The sequence below is a fragment of the Methylophilales bacterium MBRSF5 genome, from assembly GCA_001044335.1.
Taxonomy (GTDB): domain Bacteria; phylum Pseudomonadota; class Gammaproteobacteria; order Burkholderiales; family Methylophilaceae; genus BACL14.
In genome coordinates, this window is sequence record CP011001.1 from 1,165,741 (window position 1) to 1,189,302 (window position 23,562).

Consider the following 23,562-nt stretch of genomic DNA (forward strand, 5'->3'; position numbering starts at 1 on the left):
TATGATTAAATTTTTTCAGATAAAACTCTTTGCCCTCAGTGCCCTTCTTACCTTATTGGCAAGCCTCTTTGATATCTTTTACCCCACAATTAGTTTGATTATTGCTTTTTTTATCTATTGCTTTTTTGTCTCTACTGATGGATTTAAATTTTTCTGTGTATTAATTAGCGGCTTTTTATTTGATGGTTTTTTTAACTTTAATTTTGGCACATGCAATTTAATTTTTTTAAGCTTGGTATTTTTTGATTTAACCTTAAAGAAGTTCATTTCCATAAAGAAAAAACAAATTAATTATTATTTTCTTTTATTGATTGTATTAGGACAGCTTATTTTTCTCTTACTTCACCCTTTAAGCCAAAATTTTATTCCTTATTTACTTATTAACAGCTCTCTCAGTATTATTTATCTCATATTATTAATTAGGTATGCTAAATAATCGACTCATACTCGTCCAGAGATTTAATATCCTTATTGCATTTTTATTTTTAATTTTTCTTTTAATCTTTCTAAGATTATTTTGGTTACAAATATATAAAAATGATTTTTATCTTGAAAGCTCAAAATCAAATTATGAGAGGGTCGAACCGATAAAGCCACTAAGAGGTCTTATTTTTGATAGAAACAATAATGTCCTTGCAGAGAATATTCTTACTTATAATTTAGAAATTAATATCGAAAATAAATCTAAAGAAGACCTGAATGCAATCATTAAAGAATTATCAAAAATACTTCCCATATCTGAGCATGAAAGAAATCTATTTTTTAAAATTTGGTCCGATCGAAAGTTTCTCAGAAAAATTCCACTGAAAACTAATATTAATAATGATGAATTAGCCTTTTTTGTTTCAAAAATGTTTTTATTTCCTGATGTTAATTTAAAAGAGGAGTTTTTAAGAAGCTACAAATATGGTAAAAAAAACGCACATTTAATTGGCTATATTAATCGAATATCCAAGAAGGATCTTGAAAAGATCGAAAATGATCCTGAAAAATTAGATAACTATTTTGGAATAACTCATATCGGTAAGCAAGGAATTGAAAGATCATTTGAAAATAGCTTGCGAGGTAAGTCGGGTTTTAAAAAAATTAGAGTCAATGCTAGAAATTCATTTATTGCTGAAATTGAAAACAAAAAAGCTTTTGATGGTCAAGATTTAATCCTTTCAATCGACCTTGAACTTCAAAAAAAATCACATGAACTTCTTAGAGGTTATAAAGGCTCATTAATCATGACAGACATTTCAAATAATGAAGTATTAGCCTATCAAAGTAACCCCAGCTTTGACCCAAATCTTTTTGTAAATGGAATAGGTTTTTCGGAATGGGATAAATTAAATACAGATCCTAACAAACCTATGCTGGATCGGGTTACCAATGCGGTGTATCCACCAGGCTCCACTATAAAACCTTTTCTTTCCATAGCTGGACTTGAGAACAACGTAATTAATACTGCCTATTCAATCAATGATCCTGGTTTTTACCAACTTCCGAAAACAAAGAAAATATTCATGGACTGGAAAAAGGAAGGGCATGGTAATGTCAACATTATTAACGCAATTGCTGAGTCTTGTGATGTTTATTTTTATGATTTAGCTTACCGATTGGGTATCGAAAAAATGGATAAAAGTTTAAGAAAATTTGATTTTGGTCAAAAAACCGGAATCAACTTACCCGCTGAGAAAAAGGGAATCCTACCATCACCTGAATGGAAATTAAAACGTCATAAAAAAAAGTGGAATACTTATGAAACCATCAATACCTCAATTGGACAAGGGGATTTTTTAAGTTCCCCAGCTCAACTTGTTCATGCTTTAAATATATTATTGAATAACAAGAAAATGCCTCCGTTGAGTCTATTAAAAAATCAATCTTCTGATGCCCCATTGAGCGTAGAAAAAATTACAGATGAAAAATATATTGAAATAGTGAAAAGAGGGATGCAAGAAGTAACCAATTCAAACGGAACATTTAGATCTATTGCCAATAACAATAAGAACAAAATTGCTGGGAAGACAGGAACAGCACAAGTTTTTTCTTTGAAAAATCAAGAATATGATGAAGACAATATTGCCGACCATCTCAAAGATCATTCCCTATTTATTGGCTATGCTCCATATGATAACCCTCAAATATCGATTGCTGTTATCATTGAAAATGGAGGCCACGGAAGCACTGTTGCGGCTCCAGTTGCAAAGAAAATGATTGATTTTTATTTTGAAACAATAAAATGACAAATTTTTTCACCTTTTTATTTTCTAGAACAGATAAACAATTATTTATCCTTTTGTTAATCATCTTACTTTTTAGTTTAAATTTAATAGGACAAGCTGCTGGATTTCACTCTCCTTTCTTTTTTAAGCAACTTTTTTTTATTTTTACTGGCCTCATCATATTTATGCTGGTAAGCATTTTAAATCTAAAATTCTTATTTAGGCATTCGTTAATTATTTATATATTATCAATTCTGCTTTTAATCTTAACTGCTCTCTTTGGAACTGAGATTAATGGATCCAAGCGCTGGTTAGATTTTGGGGTATTTAAACTCCAATCATCAGAAATTTTGAAACTTACATTGCCGATTTTTCTTGTTTCACTCATAGAGTATTTTAAAAATAGATCACAAATTTTGAGTGAATTAGTATTTCTTTCAATTAGTTTTATTCCATTTTTTATTATTTTGAGACAGCCTGATCTTGGCTCTGGGCTAATTATTGTCTTTTCTGGATTGATTATTATTTTTCTAAATGGACTGAGTTTAAAAAAGATATTAATTGGGATTTTGGGTTTTTTAATACTTTTACCCTATGCATGGTTAAATATCCTTAAAGATTACCAAAAGGGAAGAATACTTAATCTTATCGATCCCTTCAGTAATCCGCTTGACGGGGGCTACCATGCAATTCAATCATCAATAGCTATTGGCTCTGGTGGTTTGTTTGGAAAAAGTTCTGAATTCTCCAGTCAACATGACCTTTTATTTCTTCCAGAAACTCATACTGATTTTATTTTTGCCGTATTATCTGAAAAATATGGATTTTTAGGAAATATCATTTTTTTCTTAATATTCTTTTTATTTATCTATAAGTTAGTAATCATTTCCATTAATCTTCACTCCCACTCCCATCGATTACTTGCAATGACCTATGTTATGATTTTTACTATATGTTTTTTAATAAATATTGCCATGGTCTCGGGTCTTTTTCCAATTGTTGGAATTCCTTTGCCATTGATTAGTTACGGTGGATCTTCTCTTTTTATTTACCTTATTATGTTTGCTTTAATCAATTCATTAAACTATAACAAAACATTAATCGCTGATTAGTTATGAAATTTTTATTTATCCTAATTATTATCTTATTAAACTCTTGTTCCTCTTTACAAGTATCTTCAGACAACAAAGGAGCCTATTACCAAGATGATGGGCCCCATGAAGTCATAGATGTGAAACTCGAAAATATTAAGAATGCTATTCCAAAAGTTGAGGCAATTAATAAAAACACAAAAAAACCATATAAAGTTTTTGGCCAAAAATATATTCCCATGACAAAAATAGTGCCTTTTAAAGAAAAAGGCTATGCATCATGGTATGGAAAAAAATATCACGGAAACAAAACCTCTACTGGAGAAATCTACGACATGTATGCTATGACGGGTGCACATAAAATTCTCCCCTTACCTTCATATGTCAAAGTGACAAACTTAAAAAATAAGAAATGGGTGATTATTCGGTTAAATGACAGAGGGCCATTTTTAAAGGATAGAATAATTGATCTCTCTTATGCTGCAGCGCATAAATTAGATATTATTGAAAAAGGGAGTGAGTTAGTTAAGGTTGAATTAATCAACCCGAAAGAGTATAAAGAGGCAGTGGTAGATAATCAAAGCAATGACGAAAATTATTTACAGGTAGGTGCTTTTAAGGATTTTATCAATAGCCAAACATTGCTTGATAAAATTAACAACTTAAAAATACTCGATGACTATGAAGCAAAAAATATCCAAATCAATAATTTATTTCATATTTTGATCGGGCCTATCAAAAATAGTGGTGAGCTTAATAACATTAAAGAAAATTTAGAATCAGAATATAATCTTCCGGTGTATGTCAAAAAATATCATTAATGAACAAGAATCTTTGATTAAGTTTCCATGTAACTTTATCATTAAAGTTACTGGGGTCATGAAAGATAATTTCACCCACTCCATCATTGAAGAAATAAATAAGGTCGATAAAAGTTTCAATGCTTCAAAAATAGAAATACGACCAAGTCAAAAAGGAAATTTCATTGGATTGACTTGTAATGTTTATGTAAATTCTAAGTCAGATTTAGATTTAATTTATCAACATCTGTCCTCTCATCCTGATACCAGATTTGTCATCTAAATTTAAAATTAAATATTTTAGAATCGAAGATTACAATGTAATTTTTGAGGATATGAAGGAGGCGATAAAAAAACCTCTAGATATCAATCAATTTTGGATCCTTGAGCATTACCCTGTTTTTACCTTAGGGGTGAATAAAAAAAACATTGTTCTGCCCGATACAAAAATTCCAACTATAAGCTCAGATCGAGGAGGAAAAATTACCTACCACGGCCCTGGCCAGGTCATTATTTATACACTAATTAATCTCGATCAATTTAGTATGACGATAACTAAGTTAGTCAGAATTTTTGAAGAATCGATAATAGAATTTTTATCCCGATTCAATATATCTGGTAAGCAACAAGCTGATGCGCCTGGTGTATACGTCGATTTAAAAAAAATAGCCTCTATTGGACTAAGAGTTAAAAATAATCAAACATATCATGGGATCAGTATTAATAACAATATGGACCTGTCGCCTTTTAGTCTAATTGACCCATGTGGTTATAAAAATTTACAAATGACACAGCTAAAAGATTTTGGAATTATTTTAGATAATAAAGATGTAGCTGATAAAATAATAACCATTATAAAAAACAAATTAATGGAATATGAAATTACCAGGGACTAAAGACAGTCATAAAGATAAAGTTTCTCGCAATCCGATAAAAATTTATCCTAGTGTTCCAAAAAAAAAGCCCGCTTGGCTAAAAATAGAATTACCTCATTCAGAGAATTTTAAAAAAGTAAAAGAAATTATTCATCAAAATAATTTACATACTGTTTGTGAGGAAGCGAGCTGCCCAAATATTGGAGAATGTTTTAGCAAAGGTACGGCAACATTTATGATTATGGGTGATATTTGTACCAGACGCTGTCCATTTTGTGATGTATCACATGGGAGACCATTGCCGCTGGACAAAAATGAACCAAAAAATCTAGCCGAATCAATCAACAAACTCAATTTAAACTATGTGGTAGTAACCAGTGTTGATCGAGATGACTTAAAAGATGGTGGGGCTGGGCACTTTGTTGAGTGCATTGACTCCATCAGAAATAAAATACCAAGTATCGAAATAGAAATACTCATTCCTGATTTTAGAGGAAGAGAACAAACAGCGATTAAATCTTTTGCACAGTCACTGCCTGATGTTTTAAATCACAATATTGAAACCGTTCCCCGGCTTTATAAAGAAGTAAGACCGGGATCAGTTTATAGTCAATCTCTAAAATTATTAAAAGATTTCTCTGACACCTACCCTGAATTAGTTACAAAATCAGGGTTCATGATTGGCCTAGGCGAAACATTTGAAGAAATCGAAGAAACGCTTGCCGATTTAGCTGAACATAATGTAAAAATGGTGACTATCGGTCAATATCTTCAGCCCTCAATGGATCACCTACCAGTTCATACCTATTACGACCCAGCATATTTTGAACGAATTAATCAGGTTGCCAAACAGTTTAACTTTTCATCAATTGCCTGTGGTCCCTTTGTTAGAAGTAGTTATCATGCAGATATACAAGCAAAACAGTTATCATGATTCCTGAATTAAAAACTGCCATCAACTCTGAATTTTTAAAATTAGAAAATATTATTATTAGAAATTCGTGTGAGATTGAACAATGGTTCAGATCAAATTGGCTTGATCATGAAGCGCCTTTTTATGCATCGGTTGATTTAAGAAACTCTGGTTTCAAAATATCTCCAGTTGATACAAATTTATTTCCTGCTGGCTTTAATAATTTAAATCCTCAATTTGAACCTCTTGCCATCCAGGCTACAACTATTGCAATTGAGAAAATTTGCCCCGAAGCATCTAAGATTATCATTGTCCCAGAAAATCATTCACGAAATATTTTTTACTTCAAGAATTTACTCAGCCTAACTGAGATTTTTAAAAACGCAGGGCTTGAAGTAGAAATTGGGAATTTGGATCCTTCTTTTCAAAAGACAGAATATGATATTGAGAACCAAAAAATTGTTATCCACCCATTAAAAAAAGAAAATAATAAGGTTTTCATTGAGAATTATGGCGTTAAATTTATACCATGTTCAATTTTATTGAATAATGACCTCTCATCTGGCGATCCAAAATTTTTAAAAGATATTACACAAACCATTCTTCCAAATACCTCTGCAGGTTGGTTTAATAGACGTAAATCAAATCATTTCAAATTTTATAATGAGGTAGCTAAAGAATTTACAGACTTTTTAAACATAGATGAGTGGCTTATAAATCCTTACTTTGATGTTCATGAGGATATGGATATAAATAATCAAGATGATTTAAAAATAATTGCAGAAAAGTCCGAGTTTTTACTTAGAAAAATTAAAGATAAATACACTAAGTATGGCATCGATCATCAACCCTATTTAGTAATCAAAGCAGATGCGGGAACATATGGCATGGGAATTATTACTATTCAAGAGCCAAGTGAAATAATGCAACTGAATAGAAAAAAGAGAAACAAGATGAGCACCATCAAAGATGGCCAAAAAGTGTCAAAAGTCATTATTCAAGAAGGAATTCACTCTGAGGAGATTTTAAATGAGGCCGTCAGTGAGCCGGTTGTTTACACAATTGATCACTATGTGATTGGTGGTTTTTACAGAGTTCATACATCAAAAGATAAAAATGAAAATTTAAACTCTCCTGGGATGCAATTTTTTCCAACACCCTTTGAGCAATCCTGTCTCATGCCAGATCAAGGACGTGATTGTAATGATCCACCAAATCGATTTTATGTTTATGGAGTTATCGCACGATTAGCTTTACTTGCTGCAGCACGGGAAATATATGGCTAAATCCATCCTATTTATTATCGATCCAATCCAAGCTTTAAAAAAAGATAAGGATACAAGCCTCCTTTTGATGAAAACGTCCATGGAAATTGGTCATCAGGTTTTCTTTTGCACTCACACTGATATCAGTTTAAAAAATAATATTCCGTATGGAAAAATAAAAGAAGTTAAAAAATTTAATGATGAATTTTCAGAGGTAGTTGAAACACAAGTTAATCTCAATCAATTGGATGTTATTTTTATCAGAAAAGATCCTCCTTTTAATAAAGATTATTTATTTTTAACCATCTCACTCAGTCTGTTAAAAAAACCAAAAATTATTAATTGTCCTCAATCGCTGCAAACCCATAATGAAAAGCTTTCCATTTTAAATTTTCCAAAATTAATTCCAAAAACGCTTGTGAGTGGTAATTTAAAGGAAATAATCCAATTCATTTCAAAATACAAACAAGTTGTATGTAAGCCTATCGATGAAATGGCTGGAAATAAAATTTTTCTTTTAAAAAAAAATGATCCTAATATTAATGTAACTCTAGAGGTCCTTACTGATAATTACTCAACTCTAATAATGATTCAAGAATATATCCCTGAAATTAGAAAGGGAGACAAGCGAATTATTATTGTTAATGGTGAACCCCTTCCATATGGTTTATTAAGAATTCCTAAAAAAACTGATTTTAGGGGAAATTTAGCAAAAGGTGGCAAAGCGAAAGTTTTCAAATTGTCATCATCTGATCTAAAAATTACAGAGGCTATTAAACCTTATCTAATGGATCATAATTTAAATTTTGTTGGTATCGATGTGATTGGAAATTACCTAACTGAAATTAACATAACAAGTTCCACAGGACTTGTTGAAATTCAAAAGTTAACCAAACAGAATGTTGCCAAGACAGTTATTCAAAACCTTTTTTAATTTACTAATTATTTGTCTGCTGCTGCTCAATAGCTCTTGCACAAAACCAAACTTCTATGAAAAAAAATTTTTAGTGTATGGGACTATTTTAGAGTTTAAATTCTTTGAAACACCAAAAAATATTGCCGATGAAGCGATGGCAAATATCATTGCACAATTAAATGAATTAAATTCAATCTTTCATCCTTGGCAGAATACTGTAATAAAAAAGTTTAATAACAATCAAATTGCTAACATTTGTGATGATAGACAAATTCAAATTATTTATAGAGCCTCTCATTATGAAAAAGTAACTAATGGTTTTTTTAATCCAGCTATTGGGGCCTTGATTGAAGCATGGGGATTTCATACTGATGAAATTGTTGAAAAAACTCCAGATGATGCTTTAATTGATAAAATTATAAATTCTCGCCCCAGCTTAAAGCAACTTAATTTAAATCAGGGGTGTTTAGAAAAAGTAAATCATTTTCTCCAGATCGATTTAGGAGGAATGATAAAAGGTTATGCACTTGATTTAGCAAAGGATGAATATCAGAAACTGAATATTAAAAATGTTTTAACTAATTTTGGTGGGAATATTTACGCTCATGGACAACCTGAAAATCGCTTTTGGGAAGTTGCTATTCAAGACCCATATGATCAAACTCAATTATTAGCTAAGTTAAAACTTCCACCTGGATCCGCCATAGGTACTTCAGGAAATTATGAAAAATATTTCATGCATAATGGAAAAAGATATTCCCATCTAATCAATCCAACAAATGGTAGTGCATTTTCCAATCATTCCTCAGCTACTGTTTTTATTAGTCCTCAAGATGAAGTTGGGGTTAAGTCAGATGTCTTTTCAAAACCATTTTATTTTTCTAGTGATTTAAAACAAACTCAGTTGGATATGAATTTTAATAACTTTTTTGTTACAGATCTTAATCGTAATATTTATATTACAGAATCTATGTTAGAAAAAATTGAATGGGTGTTTGAGGAAGGGAAATATTTTGTTCAAGGCATTTAAACCGGGCGATTTTTTAATTCTTACACTTTTTTCCATCATTCTAATAATGTCGATGACAATTTATCTAAAATTACCTAGTGGGGATATATTGAAAATTGACTATCAAAATCAAACCATAAAATATTCATTAAATCAAAATAGAAAAATTAAACTAGGTGACTTAGATGTTGAAATCAAAATGAGTAAAGCGCGAGTCAGTCATTCTAATTGTAAGAATCAATATTGCGTGATGCAAGGTTGGATTTCACATATTAATCAATCAATTTTATGTGTTCCAAATCTTTTTAAAATGACAATTACTCAGAATACTAACGAACATGACAGCACAAACTACTGATATTCATATCATCGCAAAATTGTCTGCTATTGCAATAGTACTTCATACGGCAGAGTTTTTTCTTCCATCACCGATTTTTGGCCTGAAGCCAGGTATTGCTAATGTTGTTGTTCTTTTTGCTTACTATTTTTTTAATCTTAGCTCAGCAGTATATGTGTCTCTTATACGCGTATTTATCTCGAGTTTGATACTTGGTACTTTTCTAACCCCTACCTTTTTTCTAAGCTTTTCAGGTGCAATTTCTAGTCTAGGATGCTTAGCAATTGCATCTTATTTTTTAAATAAAAAGTATTTTTCCATTTATTCATTCAGCATGCTCATGAGTTTAGCTCATGTTGTTGGTCAATTTATCTGTGTAAGACTATTCATTATTCAAGATAATGGTGTATTTTTCTTGATTCCAATATTTATTATTTTTGCTTTTATTTTTGCATTGATCAATGCGTATATCGTTGACAAAATAATGAGAGTATCCAAATCGCAGATTAAAAATGATAAAATTTACCCATGAAAAAAATACTTTGTTTATTTCTATTATTCATTCTTCAATCCTGTGGAACAAAGGGTTCGTTGTATCTTCCTGAAGAGCTTTATCCTCTTGATGATTCTCAATCAAATCAAAGACCTGCTGCTGAGGAATTAGATGACTCATCAGGAACAGTGGATGAATAAATCTTTACTCCGAAAGGAATCAAGCCATTATTTTATTGAAGACGTCAAACTAACAGACATCGCTCAAAAATTTGGCACTCCAGCTTATGTGTATTCGAAAAAACATATTCTTGATCAAATCAATTTTTTACAAAATGCTTTAAGCGATATTGATCACCTGATCTGTTTTGCTGTTAAAGCCAATTCTAATTTGAGTATTCTAAAATTGTTCAAAGAATGTGGTTGTGGTTTTGATATTGTTTCCGGTGGCGAGTTACAAAGAGTTTTAACTGTAGATTCATTAAACTCAAAGATTGTTTTTTCTGGGGTTGGTAAGTCATTTTCTGAAATTGAAATGGCATTAAATAATAATATTCTTGCTTTTAATGTTGAATCTGAAGAAGAGCTCTTCCGAATCAATAATATAAGTCAACGTTTATCCAAAATTGCAAAAGTATCTATTCGAGTTAATCCAAATGTTGATGCCAAAACCCATCCATATATATCAACGGGTTTGAAAGATAACAAATTTGGTATTGATGAAACAAGCGCAATAAAATTGTACAAAAAAGCAGCAAAACTTGATCACATCAAGATCACTGGAATTGATTGCCACATTGGATCTCAACTGACTGACCTCTCTCCATTTGAAGATGCATTTATTAAATTGGCATCATTGATTGATGAATTAGAATCAAATCAAATAGCAGTAGAACACATTGATATCGGTGGTGGTATAGGAATTTCATACAATAATGAAGATATCTCTCCTATTGATTTTTATGTGCAGATGATAAAAAAATACCTCTTAAAATATAATAAAAAAATTATTTTAGAGCCAGGTAGGTTCTTAATCGGAAAAGCAGGCTTAATGCTGACCAATGTTGAATACATAAAAAAATCAGAACATAAAAATTTTGTTCTTGTTGATGCTGCTATGAATGATCTAATGCGACCATCACTTTATAACGCCTTTCATGAAGTAATTAATCTATCCGATACTCAAGACTCGAATGATATCTTTGATATAGTTGGTCCAATCTGTGAAACAGGTGATTTTCTTGCAAAAGACAGAAATATTAAAGCTAACCAAGGCGATATTTTAGCCATTATGGATGCAGGAGCTTATGGATTTTCGATGAGTTCAAATTATAATTCAAGACCAAGGATACCAGAGATAATTGTTGATAAAGATGAGTTTTACCTGATTCGTGAGCGTGAAAATTTTTGCGACTTAATTGCTCATGAAGAAAAATTCTTAAAATAAAGATCATCACATCTTAAGAAAAACTTTCATAAGTGCTACGATAATTATTATTTAATAAACAAGAAAAACTCAATCTGATGGATAAAAAGATAATATCAATTTCATTAGCTAATCCAAGGGGTTTTTGTGCCGGTGTTGATCGTGCTATTGAAATTGTCGAACAATCCTTAGATAAATATGGTGCTCCTATTTATGTTAGAAATGAAGTAGTACATAATAAATTTGTCATTGAATCACTAAAAAAGAAGGGTGCAATCTTTGTCAATGATCTTAAGTTAGTACCAGAAAATTCATATCTCATATACAGTGCTCATGGTGTTTCAAAAAAAGTAAAATCTGATTCTGATAACTTTAAACTTAAAAGTATCGATGCAACCTGCCCATTAGTGACTAAGGTGCATAAAGAAGTGAACCATTATTTAAAAAATAATTATGAAATTATCATGATTGGTCACAAAGGACATCCTGAAGTAGAGGGTACACTCGGACAGGACCCAACTTCAAAAAAAATGCATTTGATAGAAAAGGTATCCGATATTCATTATCTTAATATTTCTGATGAAAACAAGATTGCATATGTGACACAAACGACCTTATCACTTGATGAAACTAAGGATGTAATTAATGAATTAAAATCTAAATTTCCAATGATTGAGGGTCCAAAAGCTGATGATATCTGTTATGCAACGCAAAATCGGCAAGATGCAATTAAACAATTATTACCGCAAGCAGATATACTTTTTGTAGTTGGATCAAAAAATAGTTCTAATTCAAATCGTTTAAAAGAACTTGGTGAAAAAAAAGGAATACCAAGTATATTGATAGATAATATGTCTGATTTCAATCCTACTTGGCTTGATAATAAAAAAAATATAGCTATAACTGCGGGTGCCTCAGCACCTGAAATTTTAATCAAACAGCTTACTAAGTTAATACAATCTCATTCCAATGCAATTATTAATGAAATTGATGGTCCTAAAGAAAATATAAAATTTAAGTTACCAATCATTTAATTGTTTTGAAAAAAATACCGATATCTATTCAGGTCATTATCTTTTGTGATGATAAAAATATTTTACTTTTACAAAGAAAAGATAACCCCAATTATTGGCAGTCAGTCACTGGAAGTATTGAAAAAGATGAATCACCCAAAGAATGTGCTGGACGAGAAGTATTTGAGGAAACTGGTCTAATTGTAAATGATTATAATTTTTACTCGCTCAATCAAAGGAATCAGTACCAGATTTATCCTGAATGGAAACACCGTTATGATGAAAATGTCTCAACCAATATTGAACATTTGTTTGCCTTACAATTGCCTAAAAAAGAACATATAATAATCAACCCACAAGAACACGTTGAATACATATGGACCGACCTGGAAGATGCAATAAAAAAAGTATTTTCCTGGACCAATAGAAATGCTTTAATTAATTTTAAAAAATTTTATGAATGAAACTGTAATACAATTTGAAAAATTTCATCAACTTCAAGAAAATGATTGTCAGCAAAAAATCATAGATGCCAAGTCGAAGCTTAAAGACAAGCTGGTTATTCTTGGACATCATTATCAAAATGAATCAGTATATCGACACGCTGATTTCACCGGAGACTCTCTCAAATTAGCTCAATATACTCAAAACCTTGAGGCGCAATATATTATTTTTCTTGGCGTTCACTTTATGGCTGAAGTCTCTAATATCTTATCTCGAAATGATCAAGTGACAATACTCCCTGATCTTTCTGCAGGATGCCAAATGGCCGATATGGCCGACCTACAAAAGGTGCAAAGAACATATCGTGAATTAAATAAAGTCTTAAACTTTGATGAAGTCATAACTCCAATTACTTACATTAATTCTGCGGCAGACTTAAAAGCCTTCTGTGGAGAACATGATGGCATCGTCTGTACCTCAACTAATGCTCCTAAGGTTCTTGAGTGGGCATTTCAACAAAAAGAAAAAGTATTATTCTTCCCTGATCAACATCTGGGTAGATGGACCGGATTTAAAATGGGAATTGATCTTGATGATATGGTTGTATGGGATCCTGATTTACCCCTAGGAGGATTAACAAAAGAACAAATACATCGAGCTAAAATCCTATTATGGAAAGGTCATTGTGCGGTTCATCAGATGTTCCGAGAGGATCATATTAAAAAATTTAGAGAAGAAAATCCTGATGGTATAGTCATTTCACATCCTGAATCGCCTTTTGAGGTCTGTGTTAACTCAGATATGGTTGGATCCACCGAATTTATTTTGAATACTATTAAAAATGCTGAAGCGGGAACAAAATGGTTAGTTGGGACTGAATTAAATTTGGTGAATCGTCTCGCCAATGAAATGATTAAAGAGGATAAAGTGGTTAAATTTATGTCACATATCGTATGCGAATGCACGACCATGGCTAGAATTGACCCACAACATTTATCATGGGTCCTTGATAATTTACTTGAAGGGAAAGTGGTTAATGAAATAGTCGTTCCCCCATCAATCGCTCAGTCGGCTAAAGTTGCACTGGATAGGATGATGGCCATTGTCTGATTGTGAATTATGTATCAGATCAACTTTACCCATATTGTGGCAAAACAAGACTTTTAGGATTGTCTTAGTTAATAATCAGAACATTAGAGGCTATCTCCGTTTAGAGCTAATTGATCACGTCAAGGAAATACACCATCTCACCCCTGCCATTCAATGTGAAATGTATAAGATAATTAATATCATTGAACAAATTATCACTGATATTTATAAACCAGAAAAAATTAATTTAGCGTCCTTGGGAAACAAAACTCCCCACCTGCACTGGCATATCATTGCAAGATTTATGAATGATAATTTTTTCCCTGAGAGCATATGGGCTGATCCTGTTCGTCATTATAAATTTGAAAATTCAATAGATGAAATAAATCAACTTAAACAACAGCTAGATTTGAATTTAAATCATTAAACGTTCAACTGTTGTGTTGTTAATGATATGCGATTGAATAATTTCATCGATATCTGCTTCATCAATAAATGTGTACCAAACTGCATCTGGATAAACAACCAACATAGGTCCTTCTGAACAACGATCAAAACAGCCGGAACGATTAATTCTCACCAAACCTTTACCGCGTAAATTTAATGTTTTAATTTTTTGCTTCATGTAATCAAAAATTTTTAGTGCATTAAATTGTGAACAACACTGTGCTCCGTCGTCCCTTTCATTAAGACAAATAAAAATATGATATTTATAATAATTGTTCATATCACTCCATTAGATTATTTGTAAATCTCCATATCCGCCTAATCTGCAAAGTATCTACTTGTTCTTTAATTGACGGAGGAAAAGGAGCATAGGGTGATCCAAGATTCACAATTTTTTTCGCTGCATCATCCAATTGGGGAACTCCTGAGGACTTATTAATTTTTATATCTAACACTTCTCCCTGATCATTCAGTATTACCGTCATAACCAGTGACTCACTAATTCCATTTCTAGCCGCAGCGGGATAATTTAAAGCCCCTATTTTTTCTACTTTATTCTTCCACACCTGATAGTAAGATTGAAAATCACGTTCTTTAGTTTTACTAGATATGACCTTTGTTCGTTTATCAATTTTTTTCTTATCGACAATATCAGATAATTGAGACTGGATAAAAGATGGATCAAGTTTAATTGGTTTTATTTTTTTCTCTTCTACTTCTTCTTCTGGTTTACTTTCTGGGGTTGAAATGACAGTAGATTCCATAGCTTCTTGAATAATTTGTTGTTGAAATTTTTTTTGATCCTGTTTTATTTTTTTTATAACTTCTGGCTTCACCTCTTTTTTTAGATCAATCGTTTCTATATCCGTCACTTGATTAGGTATTTTTAAAATATTGACGATCAATTCTTTTTCATTAACCACCTCGTTAGATTTTAAGTTGAAAAAATATAAGAGGCTCCCATGTAACAGCACTGAAATAATAAAAAAGATCGAAAAATAATTTGGTTTAATAATTTTCATTTTCTTAAAAAACCAATTATTTTACTTTGCACACCCTCAAAACTTCCATTGCTTAAAAAAACAATATGGTCATAATCAAAAATTATATTTTTTAGTTTTTCAATAAATGCAGCAGCATCTTCAGCGATAAAAATTTTTGAGTCTAGGTCTGCAAGGTATTTCGCTGGTTCCCATAACAAATCTTTTGAAAAGAGCATAAATGCTGGAATATTTTTCAAAATACTTCTTAACTCTTCTTTTAAATCTCCTCTTTTCATGGTGTTTGATCTAGGATCAATCACAAATAGAGTTTTATCTTTCGGGAAATTTTTCTTAAATGTTTCCGCTATAAAATGTATGGCTGTTGGATGATGAGCAAAATCATCATAGATTATTAGATTATTTTTCTTATAAATTATTTCTAAACGTCGCTTGGTATTTTTAAATGACGACAAAGACCTTAATGCATTTTCTTCTGAGACTCCCACATGTCTTGCTGCCAAAATGGCTGCCATGGCATTTAACTCGTTATGCTCCCCTATCAAATTCCAATTAAGATGACCTATTTTTTTTTCTTTGTTAAAAAATAATTTCTCTTCATCGATCTGTTTAATATGCCATGATTGGGAAGAATTGAATTCTTCGATCTCAGACCAGATTCCCATGTCTACTGTTTCTTTTGTATTTTTATCCTGTTGATTAATTACGATTTTTCCTTGTTCGGGAACAGTTCGAATCAAGTGATGAAAATGTCTTTTAATATGAGAAATATCGTCAAATATATCGGCGTGATCAAATTCAATATTATTTATCACCAAAGTCTTTGGGTGATAATGGATAAATTTTGAGCGTTTATCAAAAAATGCTGTGTCGTATTCATCTGCTTCGATGACAAAAAATGGTGAATCCGATTGTGACAAGGAGCTACTCGATGAAAAGTTTCCAGGGATCCCTCCGATAAGGTAACCGCAATCAATATCGTTATCTCTTAAGATCCAGTTGATCATTGATGTTGTTGTGGTTTTTCCGTGAGTCCCAGAGACGGCTATCACCCATTTATCGTGCAAGAGGTTTTCATATAACCACTGAGGTCCAGATTGGTACCTTAAATTTTGATTGAGAATTTCTTCCATCAAAGGATTGCCTCTAGAGACAACATTTCCCACAATAAATAGATCAGGTTTTAAATTTACTTGGTTCGCATCAAACCCTGGAGTAATCTGAATATCTTTTGATTCTAAAAAAGTGGACATTGGTGGATAAACATTTTGATCGCACCCAGTAACCATGTGGCCTAAATCTTTTGCAAGAGAAGCCATGCCTGCCATAAATGTACCGCAGATTCCAATCACATGAATATGCATAAAGACTACTTTATATTAGAAGATAGTAACCGTCGAGCATTATCCACATCCATTGAAGATCGATTGGCAAAATCATTTAATTGATCCTCATCAATCTTGTCGACACTAAAATAGGTAGATTCTGGATGAGCAAAATAAAATCCTGAGACAGAGGAGGCCGGAATCATAGCGTAATTTTCAGTCAAGGACATCCCGATCTCATCCGTCTTCAAAAACTTAAAGAGATCTTCTTTCACAGAATGCTCAGGGCAAGCAGGATATCCAGGTGCTGGTCTTATTCCAAGATATTTTTCTTGAATTAGTTCTTCATTGGATAATTTTTCTTTTTGTGCATAACCCCAGAGATCTTGCCTGACTCTTAAGTGCATATATTCTGCACATGCCTCAGCCAATCGGTCCATCAATGCCTTGAACATGATGCCGCTGTAATCATCTTTATTTTTTTCATATTGGTTCAGATAAAATTCACCACCATCACCAGCCGTCACAGCGAACATGCCGATGTAGTCATCAATAAGAGACTCTTGTGGAGCAATAAAATCGCTTAATGATAAGTTTGGCTTGGGCTTACCGCTAATAATTGGTTTTTCCGATTGTTGCCTTAACGTATGAAAGGTAAATTGTAAGTTATCTTGCTCATCTGATATGGCAATATCATCCTCAATTGCATGTGCCTTACAAAAACCCACTACCGCATGAGCTTTTAATTTTCTGTCATTGATTACTTTCTTCAGCATCTTTTGGGCATCATCAAATAATTGATTTGCGGTATCACCAACCACCTCATCTTGTAAAATTTGTGGGTATCTTCCAGCCAAATCCCATGTCTTGAAAAATGGAGTCCAATCAATAAAATCAATTAATTCATTTAAATTAATATTTTTAAATACTCTTCTTCCAATAAACTTTGGTTTTATTGGATTGAAATTTAAAGATAATTTGTTTTCTCTAGCAGCTTTTAAGCTAATGTATTTCACCCCTTTTTTTTGCCCATGAAGTTGTCGGACTTTTTCATAATCTGCTTTTAGTTTCTCGATATAGTCCACCTTGGTGTCTGATGATAATAACGACTGCATCACAGATACGGATCGAGATGCATCTGCCACATGCACAACCGGGCCCTCATAATTAGGTGAAATCTTGACCGCTGTATGTGCTCTTGATGTTGTTGCCCCACCAATTAAAAGTGGCATTTTTACCGACCTGAAATAGGGATCTCTTTGCATCTCACTGGCAACATGAGCCATCTCTTCTAAGGATGGAGTGATTAACCCAGATAGCCCAATGATGTCGACATTTTCTTCTTTCGCCTTATTTAAAATTTCAGCGCAAGGAACCATCACGCCCATGTTCACCACTTCAAAGTTATTACATTGGAGCACAACAGAAACAATATTTTTTCCTATGTCGTGGACATCGCCCTTAACGGTTGCGATCAGCATTTTGCCTTTTGGTTTGGATTTTTGTCCCGTCCTGGCCTCCTCTTCCTCCTTTTCCTTTTCAATAAATGGAATCAGGTGGGCCACCGCCTGTTTCATAACCCTGGCTGATTTAACCACCTGAGGCAAAAACATTTTTCCTTCAGCAAACAAATCGCCCACCACATTCATACCATCCATTAGGGGCCCCTCGATCACATTGATCGGACGACCACCACTTTCCATGATCTGTAAACGAGCTGTTTCTGTGTCTTCCTCGATGTAATTAGTGATGCCATGAATGAGGGCGTACTCGATTTTTTTCTCAACAGACACAGGCTGAGTATCAGAACCTCGCCACTCATTAGTATCTTTTTCTTTTTTCTTTCCTTGCAGGGAACCAGCAATTTCAATCATGTGATCGGTAGCATCCTCGCGGCGATTTAGAACCACATCTTCAACCACCTCTTTTAACTCTTTCGTCAGATCATCAATCACCCCAATCATGCCTGCATTAACGATACCCATGGTCATCCCGTTCTTTATGGCATGATTTAAAAATACGGTATGGATGGCCTCCCTCGCAGCCTCATTCCCTCTAAAGCTGAAACTCACGTTGGATACCCCACCAGAAATTTTTGCATGAGGCAGATTATCCTTGATCCACTTGGTCGCATTGATAAAGTCGACCGCATAATTGTTGTGCTCTGCAATTCCTGTAGCGATGGCAAAAATATTTGGATCAAAAATGATATCTTCCACCGGGAAGCCAACCGTGTCTTTTAAAATGTTGTAAGCACGCTCACAAATTTCAATTTTTCTCTCATAAGTATCCGCTTGTCCTTGTTCATCAAAAGCCATGACAATCACTGCTGCGCCATACTGCATACATAATTTAGCTTGATGAATGAAGCTCTCTTCACCCTCTTTTAATGAGATCGAATTGACTATCGGTTTACCCTGAATGCATTTGAGACCAGCTTCAATGACTGACCATTTTGAAGAATCAATCATAATCGGCACCCTAGAAATATCTGGCTCAGAGGCAATCAAATTGAGGAATGTCGTCATCGCCCTCTCGGCATCTAGCATACCCTCGTCCATATTGATATCGATGACCTGAGCCCCATTTTCAACCTGCTGCCTAGCTACACTGACGGCCTCCTCATAATTTTCATCAATGATTAACTTGGCAAAAACTCGTGAACCAGTCACATTGGTTCGCTCACCAACGTTCACAAATAAATCATCGTCGCCAATAATCATTGGCTCGAGTCCTGATAGGCGCATTTTTTTTGCAATCGTTGGTAATGTTCTGGGTGGAATATTTTTGAGTGATTGGGTAATCGCAAGAATATGCTCCGGTGTCGTTCCACAACACCCACCAGCCACGTTCACAAAACCGCTCTCAGCAAATTCCTTTAATAAGGTAGACGTGTCTTCTGGTTTTTCGTCAAACCCAGTATCTGACATTGGATTAGGTAGTCCCGCATTTGGATAAATACACACAAAGGTTTCGGCAATGTTAGACAATTCTTCAGCATACGGTCTCATGAGTGCTGCCCCTAGGGCGCAGTTTAATCCAATAGTCAAAGGTTTCGCATGTCGAATCGAGTTCCAAAATGCTGTCACCGTCTGGCCTGATAAGATACGCCCAGAAGCATCAGTGACCGTCCCAGAAATCATGATTGGGAGAGTTTTTCCTAATTGATCAAATGTAGATTGCACTGCAGCAATGGCTGCTTTACAGTTCAGGGTATCAAACACGGTTTCAATCAGAATAATGTCAGCCCCATTAGATATGAGAGCCTCCGCCTGTTCAGCATAAGAATCAAATAACTGGTCGAAGGTGATGTTTCTAGCACCCGGGTCATTCACGTCTGGTGATATGGAAGCCGTTTTGGGTGTTGGTCCGATCGCGCCGGCCACAAATCGCGGCCTATCTTCGGTGGAATATTTCTCTGCCGCCGCCTTCGCTAATTTAACCGACTCGATATTCATCTCTTTCACGAGGCTAGCCATGAAGTAATCTTCCTGGGCCACGCTATTTGCACCGAAGGTATTGGTTTCAATAATGTCTGCACCCGCAGCTAGGTAATCCTCATGGATTTTTTGAATGACAGTAGGCTGGGTAATACTGAGAAGCTCATTATTTCCTTTTAAAAATAATTCACGTTGGCCTTCTGGGGCCGCGAAAGATTTAAATCGCTCACCCCGGTAATCTGCTTCAACAAATTGGTGTTGTTGGATCATCGTACCCATCGCACCATCCATAAAAAGAATACGCTTCTTTAATTCAGCCTTTAAAAACTCATCTGTATTTTTATATGGGTCCATGGATTATTAGGGTGTGTATAAATGGTTTTCTGTATGAGATTACTTTGACTGTTTAGTTTCATACTCAGCCAAGGCTTTTTCCATGGCTTCTAACTTTTCACGGGTTTTGCGGAGCACTTCGGTTTGCACATCAAATTCTTCACGAGAAACAAGCCCCAAATCAGTGCACTTGTTCTTAATTAGTGCATTTATATTGTTTTCCATGTCCTCTAATGGTGAATTTTTTAATAATTCACGAATTTTGTCAGAAATATTTTGAAACTTGTCTTTCATCTATATAACATATCGTTGTAAATCGTTGATTCTAACAGAGTTTTCTGATTTACATAAGGCAGAAAATTAACATTGTTATTCCCCAATAATAAATTAATTCAGCTATGAAATTTAAGTTGGCACGGAAATTGCATTATAAGAATTACATGTTTATGTTTTTTTCGGATCACTTAAACATTTTATAAATTATAAAATCTTAGGAGAGTATTTTATGAAAACTTTAAAACTTGCGTTGGCAGCTGCCTTAACAATGCCAACGATGAGTATTTTTGCGGAGGAAGCCGAATCAGACCACAGCGTATCTTATAACGTTGGTTTGTTTTCTGAATACGTTTTCCGTGGATATACTCAAACACATAATGACCCTGCCTTACAAGGCGGTGTCGATTATGAACATTCTAGCGGTTTTTACTTAGGCCTTTGGGCTTCTAACATTAGTTGGCTTCGTGATGCAGAACAATCTGACAGTGGTCACTCACTAGAGGTTGATGTTTATGGAGGTTATGCCGGTGAATTTGGTGAAACAGGCATCGGTTATGATGTTGGTTTCTTACAATATTTCTATCCAGGAGAGCTTAAAACAGGTCAAGCTGCAGCAAATACACTAGAGCTGTATGCAGGTTTAAGCTACAAGGACTTAGCAGTTACTTATTATGAAGTAATGACTGAAGATGCTTGGACATGGGGTAACTCAGTCGCTGGCGGTCTACCTGATAGTGCCAAAGGTACTTACTACTGGTCAGTTGACTATGATCATGACGTAGGTCAGTACATGGGCATTGATGGCTTAACTGCAAGTCTTCATTATGGTCGTCAAGAATTTGAAGGAAACGCTCATGATCCATACAGCTACTCTGACTATCTTGTTGGTCTAGACAAAGAAGTAATGGGTCTGAATGTCGGCTATAACTTCACCACAACCAATCAATCAAAAACCACTTGGGGCAAAGTTGATGGTAAATACCTTGGTGAGTCAAGACACATATTTTACGTAGCAAAAGAATTTTAATTAATTCTTAAAATTTAATTTAAGGGGAATAACAATGAAATTAATCACTGCGATTATCAAGCCGTTTAAGCTTGATGAAGTCAGAGAAGCCCTGTCCGATATCGGTGTACAAGGTGTCACCGTGACTGAAGTAAAGGGCTTTGGACGACAAAAAGGTCACACTGAACTCTATCGAGGTGCAGAGTACGTTATCGACTTTTTACCAAAGGTAAAACTCGAGGTCGCTATTGCTGCCAAGCTCGAAAAAAAGGTAATCGATGCAATTGAAAAATCTGCGGTCACAGGAAAAATTGGTGACGGTAAGATTTTTGTATCTGATTTAGAAAAAGTTATTCGTATCCGAACCGGTGAATCCGGCGAAGATGCGCTATAAGGAGATCAGTATGAAAAAATTATTATCCAAATTAGGATTAGTAAGTCTCATCAGTCTTTTCTTAATGGGCTTTACTAATATCAGTTTTGCTGACACCTCAGTGTTCAGTGACAATTCATTTCTGGTGGCAGAGATGGAAGAGATGCCAGCAGGAGATGAAGCAATGGCTTCGGAAGAAGCTGCAGAAGAAGCGACGATTGATACCGGCGATACCGCATGGATGATCGTGGCAACCATCCTCGTCATTGTGATGGCCATTCCTGGCTTAGCCCTCTTTTACGGTGGACTAGTGAGAGCTAAGAATATGTTATCCGTGTTGATGCAAGTATTTGTAACGTTCTCACTCATGTCTGTACTTTGGGTGTTCTACGGTTACAGCTTAGCTTTCAGCGACGGTGGTGCATGGAATGATTACATTGGTGGTCTCAGTACTGCATTTTTAAGTGGCATTACAGCAGACTCAGTGTCAGATACGATTCCTGAATTTGTGTTCGTGACTTTCCAGTTAACCTTCGCAGCATTAACACCGGCACTGATTGTTGGTGCATTTGCTGAGCGTATTAAATTTTCAGCACTACTTTTATTCATGCCATTATGGCTAACACTGGTGTACTTACCTATCTGTCACATGGTCTGGGGTGGTGGACTCATCGACTCATGGGGCGCAGTTGACTTTGCTGGTGGTACGGTAGTTCACATCAATGCAGGTATTGCCGCATTAGTGGGTGCAATCATTATCGGTAAACGTATTGGTCTTGGCAAAACAGCCATGGCACCTCACAATCTTCCAGCAACCATGATCGGTGCATCTTTACTATGGGCTGGTTGGTTCGGTTTCAACGTGGGTAGTGAATTAGCTGCTGATGGAACTGCTGGCTTAGTGATGATTAACACACAAGCTGCAACTGCTGCTGCCGTACTTGGCTGGTTAGCGATCGAATGGGCTGCTAAAGGTAAACCATCCATGCTTGGTGGTGCATCTGGTGCAATTGCTGGACTGGTTGCAATTACTCCTGCTTGTGCAGTGGTTGGTCCAATCGGTGCAATCGTACTGGGCTTTGTAGCAAGTATTATTGCTTTCTGGGCATGTAGCTCACTTAAAAATGCTCTTGGTTATGACGACTCATTGGATGTCTTTGGTATCCACGGTGTCGCAGGAATCATCGGCGCGATTGGTTTAGCAGTCTTAATGGCTCCACAATTTGGTGGTGTTGGTTATGACGACGGTGTGACTATGGCTACACAACTTTGGTCACAAACTAAATCAGTGTTATTCACCATTGTATGGTGTGGTGTGATCAGCTTTATTCTATTCAAAATCGTTGACGCAGTTATCGGTCTTCGAGTGTCTGAAGAAGATGAAGTGTCTGGTCTAGATACATCATCACATGGTGAGACAGCTTACCGCAACTAAGATACCTCTCCTCTCTTCAAGATATCTTAGTGATCCTAAAAGGGTG

The 23,562-nt window shown here is 34.5% G+C and carries 22 protein-coding genes and 3 pseudogenes; 20 read left to right on the plus strand and 5 right to left on the minus strand.

What is annotated here, in order from left to right:
• Position 1 precedes the first annotated feature (1 nt).
• The 17 genes and pseudogenes from UZ34_06255 (at position 2) to UZ34_06335 (ending at position 14,307) form a co-directional block, all read left to right on the plus strand.
• Positions 2–436, plus strand: a complete 435-nt coding sequence (locus UZ34_06255; protein AKO64947.1) for a hypothetical protein — start codon at positions 2–4, stop codon at positions 434–436.
• Positions 426–2,213, plus strand: a pseudogene (locus tag UZ34_06260) (hypothetical protein). The gene UZ34_06255 and the pseudogene UZ34_06260 overlap by 11 nt, the downstream one beginning before the upstream one ends.
• 14 nt (positions 2,214–2,227) lie before the next feature.
• A complete protein-coding gene (locus tag UZ34_06265; GenBank protein ID AKO64948.1) occupies positions 2,228–3,322 on the plus strand; it encodes a hypothetical protein in 1,095 nt (364 codons plus the stop codon).
• 2 nt (positions 3,323–3,324) lie between these two features.
• Positions 3,325–4,122, plus strand: a complete 798-nt coding sequence (locus UZ34_06270) for a lipoprotein (GenBank protein ID AKO64949.1) — start codon at positions 3,325–3,327, stop codon at positions 4,120–4,122.
• Positions 4,103–4,384: a hypothetical protein gene (locus UZ34_06275; protein ID AKO64950.1), complete on the plus strand. Its 282-nt coding sequence runs from the start codon at positions 4,103–4,105 to the stop codon at positions 4,382–4,384. The genes UZ34_06270 and UZ34_06275 overlap by 20 nt, the downstream gene beginning before the upstream one ends.
• A gap of 7 nt (positions 4,385–4,391) precedes the next feature.
• Complete coding sequence (locus UZ34_06280) at positions 4,392–4,997, plus strand: hypothetical protein (protein AKO65186.1); 606 nt, start codon at positions 4,392–4,394, stop codon at positions 4,995–4,997.
• Complete coding sequence (locus tag UZ34_06285) at positions 4,978–5,910, plus strand: lipoyl synthase (protein ID AKO64951.1); 933 nt, start codon at positions 4,978–4,980, stop codon at positions 5,908–5,910. Before UZ34_06280 ends, UZ34_06285 begins: the two co-directional genes overlap by 20 nt.
• Positions 5,907–7,175 (plus strand): glutamate--cysteine ligase, encoded by a 1,269-nt coding sequence (locus UZ34_06290; protein ID AKO64952.1) that lies wholly within the window; start codon positions 5,907–5,909, stop codon positions 7,173–7,175. Before UZ34_06285 ends, UZ34_06290 begins: the two co-directional genes overlap by 4 nt.
• Positions 7,168–8,088: a hypothetical protein gene (locus tag UZ34_06295; GenBank protein ID AKO64953.1), complete on the plus strand. Its 921-nt coding sequence runs from the start codon at positions 7,168–7,170 to the stop codon at positions 8,086–8,088. The genes UZ34_06290 and UZ34_06295 overlap by 8 nt, the downstream gene beginning before the upstream one ends.
• Positions 8,054–9,100, plus strand: a complete 1,047-nt coding sequence (locus UZ34_06300) for a hypothetical protein (GenBank protein ID AKO64954.1) — start codon at positions 8,054–8,056, stop codon at positions 9,098–9,100. The genes UZ34_06295 and UZ34_06300 overlap by 35 nt, the downstream gene beginning before the upstream one ends.
• Positions 9,101–9,188: 88 nt before the next feature.
• Positions 9,189–9,437 (plus strand): annotated as a pseudogene (locus UZ34_06305) (hypothetical protein).
• Complete coding sequence (locus UZ34_06310) at positions 9,418–9,948, plus strand: heptaprenyl diphosphate synthase (GenBank protein AKO64955.1); 531 nt, start codon at positions 9,418–9,420, stop codon at positions 9,946–9,948. The pseudogene UZ34_06305 and the gene UZ34_06310 overlap by 20 nt, the downstream one beginning before the upstream one ends.
• A gap of 153 nt (positions 9,949–10,101) precedes the next feature.
• Positions 10,102–11,355, plus strand: a complete 1,254-nt coding sequence (locus UZ34_06315; GenBank protein ID AKO64956.1) for a diaminopimelate decarboxylase — start codon at positions 10,102–10,104, stop codon at positions 11,353–11,355.
• A gap of 92 nt (positions 11,356–11,447) precedes the next feature.
• Positions 11,448–12,368, plus strand: coding sequence for a 4-hydroxy-3-methylbut-2-enyl diphosphate reductase (ispH, locus tag UZ34_06320; GenBank protein AKO65187.1), 921 nt, complete (start codon positions 11,448–11,450; stop codon positions 12,366–12,368).
• Between the two features lie 5 nt (positions 12,369–12,373).
• Positions 12,374–12,811 carry a hypothetical protein gene (locus UZ34_06325; protein ID AKO64957.1) on the plus strand — a complete coding sequence of 146 codons (438 nt, stop codon included), beginning with the start codon at positions 12,374–12,376 and terminating at the stop codon, positions 12,809–12,811.
• A complete protein-coding gene (locus tag UZ34_06330) occupies positions 12,804–13,901 on the plus strand; it encodes a quinolinate synthetase (GenBank protein ID AKO64958.1) in 1,098 nt (365 codons plus the stop codon). The genes UZ34_06325 and UZ34_06330 overlap by 8 nt, the downstream gene beginning before the upstream one ends.
• Positions 13,894–14,307, plus strand: a complete 414-nt coding sequence (locus tag UZ34_06335) for an HIT family hydrolase (GenBank protein AKO64959.1) — start codon at positions 13,894–13,896, stop codon at positions 14,305–14,307. Before UZ34_06330 ends, UZ34_06335 begins: the two co-directional genes overlap by 8 nt.
• Here UZ34_06335 and UZ34_06340 read toward each other — a convergent pair.
• The 5 genes and pseudogenes from UZ34_06340 to UZ34_06360 all read right to left on the minus strand — a co-directional run bounded on the left by UZ34_06340 (position 14,296) and on the right by UZ34_06360 (position 20,720).
• Positions 14,296–14,607 carry a hypothetical protein gene (locus UZ34_06340; protein ID AKO64960.1) on the minus strand — a complete coding sequence of 104 codons (312 nt, stop codon included), beginning with the start codon at positions 14,605–14,607 and terminating at the stop codon, positions 14,296–14,298. The genes UZ34_06335 and UZ34_06340 overlap by 12 nt on opposite strands.
• A 1-nt stretch (position 14,608) precedes the next feature.
• Positions 14,609–15,004, minus strand: a pseudogene (locus UZ34_06345) (hypothetical protein).
• Positions 15,005–15,345: 341 nt separating this feature from the next.
• A complete protein-coding gene (locus UZ34_06350; protein ID AKO64961.1) occupies positions 15,346–16,692 on the minus strand; it encodes a UDP-N-acetylmuramate:L-alanyl-gamma-D-glutamyl-meso-diaminopimelate ligase in 1,347 nt (448 codons plus the stop codon).
• Positions 16,693–16,697: 5 nt separating this feature from the next.
• A complete protein-coding gene (locus tag UZ34_06355; GenBank protein AKO64962.1) occupies positions 16,698–20,447 on the minus strand; it encodes a methionine synthase in 3,750 nt (1,249 codons plus the stop codon).
• 39 nt (positions 20,448–20,486) lie between these two features.
• A complete protein-coding gene (locus UZ34_06360) occupies positions 20,487–20,720 on the minus strand; it encodes a phosphoheptose isomerase (protein ID AKO64963.1) in 234 nt (77 codons plus the stop codon).
• A gap of 211 nt (positions 20,721–20,931) precedes the next feature.
• Here UZ34_06360 and UZ34_06365 point away from each other — a divergent pair, with 211 nt between their 5' ends.
• Genes UZ34_06365 through UZ34_06375 form a run of 3 tightly spaced genes read left to right on the plus strand, consistent with a single transcriptional unit; the run spans position 20,932 to position 23,516 of the window.
• Positions 20,932–21,729, plus strand: coding sequence for a hypothetical protein (locus tag UZ34_06365; GenBank protein ID AKO64964.1), 798 nt, complete (start codon positions 20,932–20,934; stop codon positions 21,727–21,729).
• 34 nt (positions 21,730–21,763) lie between these two features.
• Positions 21,764–22,102 (plus strand): nitrogen regulatory protein P-II 1, encoded by a 339-nt coding sequence (locus tag UZ34_06370; protein ID AKO64965.1) that lies wholly within the window; start codon positions 21,764–21,766, stop codon positions 22,100–22,102.
• A gap of 10 nt (positions 22,103–22,112) precedes the next feature.
• A complete protein-coding gene (locus UZ34_06375; GenBank protein ID AKO64966.1) occupies positions 22,113–23,516 on the plus strand; it encodes an ammonia channel protein in 1,404 nt (467 codons plus the stop codon).
• Positions 23,517–23,562 lie beyond the last annotated feature (46 nt).

What these genes read in the sequence shown, in the direction of transcription:
- UZ34_06290 (AKO64952.1), top strand. Translation starts at nt 5,907, where the DNA reads ATGATTCCTGAATTAAAAACTGCCATCAACTCTGAATTTTTAAAATTA.
- UZ34_06340 (AKO64960.1), bottom strand. Translation starts at nt 14,607, where the DNA reads ATGAACAATTATTATAAATATCATATTTTTATTTGTCTTAATGAAAGG.
- UZ34_06255 (AKO64947.1), top strand. Translation starts at nt 2, where the DNA reads ATGATTAAATTTTTTCAGATAAAACTCTTTGCCCTCAGTGCCCTTCTT.
- UZ34_06300 (AKO64954.1), top strand. Translation starts at nt 8,054, where the DNA reads ATGTTGCCAAGACAGTTATTCAAAACCTTTTTTAATTTACTAATTATT.
- UZ34_06310 (AKO64955.1), top strand. Translation starts at nt 9,418, where the DNA reads ATGACAGCACAAACTACTGATATTCATATCATCGCAAAATTGTCTGCT.
- UZ34_06370 (AKO64965.1), top strand. Translation starts at nt 21,764, where the DNA reads ATGAAATTAATCACTGCGATTATCAAGCCGTTTAAGCTTGATGAAGTC.
- UZ34_06355 (AKO64962.1), bottom strand. Translation starts at nt 20,447, where the DNA reads ATGGACCCATATAAAAATACAGATGAGTTTTTAAAGGCTGAATTAAAG.
- UZ34_06270 (AKO64949.1), top strand. Translation starts at nt 3,325, where the DNA reads ATGAAATTTTTATTTATCCTAATTATTATCTTATTAAACTCTTGTTCC.
- UZ34_06285 (AKO64951.1), top strand. Translation starts at nt 4,978, where the DNA reads ATGAAATTACCAGGGACTAAAGACAGTCATAAAGATAAAGTTTCTCGC.
- UZ34_06315 (AKO64956.1), top strand. Translation starts at nt 10,102, where the DNA reads ATGAATAAATCTTTACTCCGAAAGGAATCAAGCCATTATTTTATTGAA.
- UZ34_06265 (AKO64948.1), top strand. Translation starts at nt 2,228, where the DNA reads ATGACAAATTTTTTCACCTTTTTATTTTCTAGAACAGATAAACAATTA.
- UZ34_06375 (AKO64966.1), top strand. Translation starts at nt 22,113, where the DNA reads ATGAAAAAATTATTATCCAAATTAGGATTAGTAAGTCTCATCAGTCTT.
- UZ34_06330 (AKO64958.1), top strand. Translation starts at nt 12,804, where the DNA reads ATGAATGAAACTGTAATACAATTTGAAAAATTTCATCAACTTCAAGAA.
- UZ34_06295 (AKO64953.1), top strand. Translation starts at nt 7,168, where the DNA reads ATGGCTAAATCCATCCTATTTATTATCGATCCAATCCAAGCTTTAAAA.
- UZ34_06360 (AKO64963.1), bottom strand. Translation starts at nt 20,720, where the DNA reads ATGAAAGACAAGTTTCAAAATATTTCTGACAAAATTCGTGAATTATTA.
- UZ34_06365 (AKO64964.1), top strand. Translation starts at nt 20,932, where the DNA reads ATGAAAACTTTAAAACTTGCGTTGGCAGCTGCCTTAACAATGCCAACG.
- UZ34_06275 (AKO64950.1), top strand. Translation starts at nt 4,103, where the DNA reads ATGTCAAAAAATATCATTAATGAACAAGAATCTTTGATTAAGTTTCCA.
- UZ34_06350 (AKO64961.1), bottom strand. Translation starts at nt 16,692, where the DNA reads ATGCATATTCATGTGATTGGAATCTGCGGTACATTTATGGCAGGCATG.